At 43.3% G+C, this 4,415-nt stretch carries 3 protein-coding genes and 1 pseudogene; all 4 read right to left on the bottom strand.

Features of this window, described 5'->3' with window-relative positions; translation table 11 throughout:
• Window positions 1-638, bottom strand: a 638-nt coding sequence (gene gpmA / locus BACCELL_RS18255) for a 2,3-diphosphoglycerate-dependent phosphoglycerate mutase (protein ID WP_007213456.1), incomplete at its 3' end; no start/stop codon positions are given.
• Window positions 639-712: 74 nt separating this feature from the next.
• On the bottom strand, window positions 713-1,360 hold the full coding sequence (locus BACCELL_RS18260; RefSeq protein ID WP_007213457.1) for a hypothetical protein: 648 nt from the start codon (window positions 1,358-1,360) through the stop codon (window positions 713-715).
• A gap of 99 nt (window positions 1,361-1,459) precedes the next feature.
• A complete protein-coding gene (locus tag BACCELL_RS18265; protein WP_007213458.1) occupies window positions 1,460-4,024 on the bottom strand; it encodes a glycosyltransferase family 1 protein in 2,565 nt (854 codons plus the stop codon).
• 38 nt (window positions 4,025-4,062) lie between these two features.
• Window positions 4,063-4,415, bottom strand: a pseudogene (locus BACCELL_RS18270) (glycosyl transferase); the annotation flags it as partial.

Consider the following 4,415-nt stretch of genomic DNA (forward strand, 5'->3'; position numbering starts at 1 on the left):
ACATAAGGTACGGCGGTGGGCAGGTTCAGCTTTACAATATCTTCATCGGAGATATGTTTCAGGTGCTTGATGATTCCTCTTAAACTATTACCATGTGCCACAACCAACAGCTCATCGGCTGTTTTCAGATTCGGGAAGATCACACATTTCCAGTAAGGCATGATGCGTTCGATTGTATCTTTCAGAGACTCGGTACGGGGCAGTTCCGCATCGGGCACTTCATTATAACGTGCTTCAAAGCGCGGATTACGAGGGTCATCCTCAGTCAGTGCATGCGGAGCAATATCATAGCTACGACGCCAGATCAACACCTGCTCTTCACCATATTTGGCAGCAGTTTCCGCCTTATTCAAACCTTGAAGCTGTCCATAATGCTTCTCATTCAGGCGCCAGGATTTCTCTAACGGTATCCAGTCCTGATCCATACGATCCAATACCACATTCAGTGTTTTCACTGCACGTTTCAAGTAGGAAGTATAGGCTTTATCAAACTGGAAGTCATTATCTATCAATAACTGTCCCGCCTTTTCAGCTTCGGCAATACCTTTTTCTGTCAAATCTACATCGGTCCAACCAGTGAAACGATTTTCCTTATTCCATGCGCTCTCGCCATGGCGAAGTAATACAATTTTCTTCATACGAATTATTTTTTATTAGTCGTATAAATAAAACACGCATCTATCGGAACTTGTTCAATAAAAGAGAGGGATCACTATTTCAGCAGCGAATCAGCATATATACACAACTTCAGCATTTGTTGAGCATCATCAAAGCACACATTATTTTCCTTAATATACTTCTCCAATTCCTCCTTATGAGTAGAATTCAGCTTCAGAAATTGCTTCATATTACGAACCTCCTTCTTTTTCCCTTTTTTCTCCACCCAATACACATTATACCGGCTTCCAACTTCCAACTTAACAGGAGCATCAGGCGAGAATCCCGTACTGTTGGAAGAATACGTCTTCACATTACCCAACGAAGAGGTGCCGCCATATCCCACAGACTTTGGTTTATCACGAACAGTAACTTTGTATTGTACATAAAATGAAGGCTCCGAAGAAAGAATTTCAACTCCACCATCCTGTTCCGGGTAAAATACCCGTGCACCAAACTTTATAATATTCACCTCATCAGCATTCGACAATATTTTTGCCTGATTTCCATCCTGCTCATCAATAAAATAGAATTTTTCGCTCGGAAGATGATAATTCATCTTGCCACGAATTTCCATACCATTTCTCATATAGACAATAGCATCCTGATAAGTATCAAAGAGAAAAGGCGATAGTTCCGTTTGTGAATATCCGCCAGAAACTATACCAAACAAACAACTCAATGAAAGAAGTAAATGTCTCATAGTACATATATTATAAGGTGAATAAAAAAGCGAAAAGCTGCCCCGAGAAGTTTAGTAAACCTCCCGTGAGCAGCTTCTCTATATTGTTAGATTAAACTCTTACACGAACCAACGAACGTAGCAGAAGTCCTGACGGTGAGGCAGGTCAGAGTTTTTCGGGAACATACGGTAGGATACTTTAAAGCTACCTGCGTTCTCTAATTTATGTTTCACCTGGAAGGTATAAAGATTACCCTCTTTCTTCACTACACTGAACGGTTCAACAGAATAAACGTGCTGTTTACCGTCTCCGGCAGTATAAGTAGTTACCAGTTCCAGACCGATAGCATCATTCAAGCCTTTCTCATCGATTACATAAGTAATGGTATATTCCTTACCGCTTTCGATAGTAGCTTGAAGCAATTCTTCACACTTGTCATAAGACACTACCTCAATACTGTCCCACTTAGACACCACTTCTTCTTTCCAAGCAGCAATTTCTTTTGCTTTGGCGTTGTCATTAGCCGACAATGCGCTGAAACGCTTAGCCAGCTTAGTGTAGAACTTGCTATAATAGTCGTCCAACTGACGTTTCATGGTATAGTGCGGTGCAATCTGTGCAATAGAATTCTTGATAGTCTTCACCCAACCTTCAGAGTATCCCTTCTTATTGCGTGCATAGTACAACGGCAGGATTTCTGTTTCAAGAATGCTATAGATAGTAGCTGCATCGAGCTGATCCTGATGTTCCTGGTTCTGGTAAGTACGCTTTTCAGTCAGCGCCCAACCTGCACCTTCACGATAGCCTTCCAACCACCAACCGTCGAGTACAGAGAAGTTTACAACACCGTTCATCAACGCTTTCTCACCGGAAGTACCGGATGCTTCGAGCGGACGAGTCGGCGTATTCAACCAGATATCTACACCGGATACCAGACGGCGAGCCAGCTGCATATCATAGTTTTCCAGGAAGATAATCTTACCTAGGAATTCCGGACGACGGGAAATTTCGATAATTCTCTTAATCAAACCTTGGCCTGCTCCATCATGCGGATGAGCCTTACCTGTGAACAGGAACTGTACCGGATAGTCAGGGTTGTTCACAATCTTAGCCAGACGGTCGAGGTCAGTGAACAGCAAGTGAGCACGTTTGTAAGTAGCGAAACGACGACCGAAACCGATCAGCAACGCATTGGGATTGATCTTATCCATCAGAGAAACGATACGTGAAGGATCACCCTGGTTCTTCAGCCAAGTTTCACGGTATTGCTTACGAACATAGTCGATCAACTTATTCTTCAAAGCCATACGTGTTTCCCAGATTTTTTCATCGGGCACATTATAAATAGCTTCCCAAATCTTCGGGTTAGACTGATCATACAAGAAGTTTTCATCGAAGTTAGCAGCATAGAGATGTTTCCATTCGGTAGCGCTCCAAGTCGGGAAGTGTACACCGTTCGTAACATAACCCACATGCATTTCTTCGGGGAAATAGCCCTTCCAGATAGTAGAGAACATTTCCTGAGAAACTTTTCCGTGCAACCAGCTTACACCATTCACTTCCTGTGAAGTGTTGCAAGCAAAGACGGACATACAGAAACGTTCGCCTTTGTCGCCCGGATTATTACGACCAAGATCCATCAGATCCTCCCAGCTGATACCCATTCTGGCAGGGTAACCACCCATATACTTACCGAAGAGACCCTCGTCGAAGTAGTCGTGTCCGGCAGGAACCGGAGTATGTACAGTGTACAGTGAAGAAGCACGCACCAGTTCGATAGCCTGGTCGTAAGACAAGCCTTCAGCTACATAATCACAGATACGCTGAACGTTGATCAACGCTGCGTGTCCTTCGTTACAGTGATAAACATCTTTCTTGATACCCAGTTTCTTCAGTGTCAAGATACCACCGATACCAAGCAATATTTCTTGTTTCAAACGGTTTTCCCAGTCACCACCATAGAGTTGGTGAGTAATAGGACGGTCGAATTCGCTGTTCATTTCATTATCCGTATCCAACAGATAGAGAGAAATACGTCCAACGTTTACACGCCATACAAAAGCATGAACAAAATAATCCAGATAAGGAACATCTACAATCACCTGATTACCATTCTCGTCCATCACTCGCTCGATGGGCAACTGACCGAAGTTCTGAGCTTCGTAGTTGGCAATCTGCTGGCCATCCATTGAGAGGGTCTGCGTGAAATAACCGTAACGATATAGGAATCCTACTGCGCAAAGGTCAACATTGCTATCGGAAGCCTCTTTCAGGTAGTCGCCGGCAAGAACACCTAAACCACCAGAATATATCTTAAGTACCTGGTTCAAACCATATTCCATGCTGAAATAAGCAACGGAAGGGCGCTTCTGATCAGGTTTCACGTCCATATACGTTCTGAACATAGCATAGACGTCATTCATTCTCTTCAGAATTACTTTGTCATTTGCAAGCGCCTCGAGTTTAGCATAACTCATTCTTTCCAACAGAAGGACGGGGTTATGACCAACTTCTTTCCACAAAGCAGGGTCAAGGTCTTTAAACAGTTCAGTAGCTTCATAGTTCCAAGACCACCAAATGTTATGTGCCAATTCAGACAATTTCTCCAACTCGGCAGGAACATGAGATTTCACATTCACATCTTTCCAGTTCGGAGTGTTTACATTACTAACTTTAATCTTCATTGTATGATTACTTGATTGATTAATAATTCATATTTATTTTAACCTAACTGACGTTCCATCGCATGACGAAGGGCAAAGTCATAGGCTTCATAATAATATTCAATAAAATGCTTCCACAAAGCCTGTTCAGCCACTTGCCCGGCACGCTTGCGAATGTTTTTCACTTCTGCATCCGTCTTTGCAGAGAATGCCGAAATGGTGTCTTTGATACCGTCAGCCACTTCAGAATAGTTGTAATCCGAACGGTGAAGTACCTCTACCCCATCATCGATGCCATGCTGGTTCTTCAGGCTGTTCACCCAAAGTCCGAAACCTGCCAGATCGGTCGTGACGGTAGGAACATGGAAAGCAACACTTTCCAACGGGGTATAGCCCCAAGGTTCGTAATATG

This window comes from Bacteroides cellulosilyticus DSM 14838 (assembly GCF_000158035.1).
GTDB lineage: Bacteria > Bacteroidota > Bacteroidia > Bacteroidales > Bacteroidaceae > Bacteroides > Bacteroides cellulosilyticus.

Excerpts from the sequence above, each read along its gene's own strand:
- BACCELL_RS18260 (WP_007213457.1), bottom strand. The coding sequence starts at position 1,360 with ATGAGACATTTACTTCTTTCATTGAGTTGTTTGTTTGGTATAGTTTCT.
- BACCELL_RS18265 (WP_007213458.1), bottom strand. The coding sequence starts at position 4,024 with ATGAAGATTAAAGTTAGTAATGTAAACACTCCGAACTGGAAAGATGTG.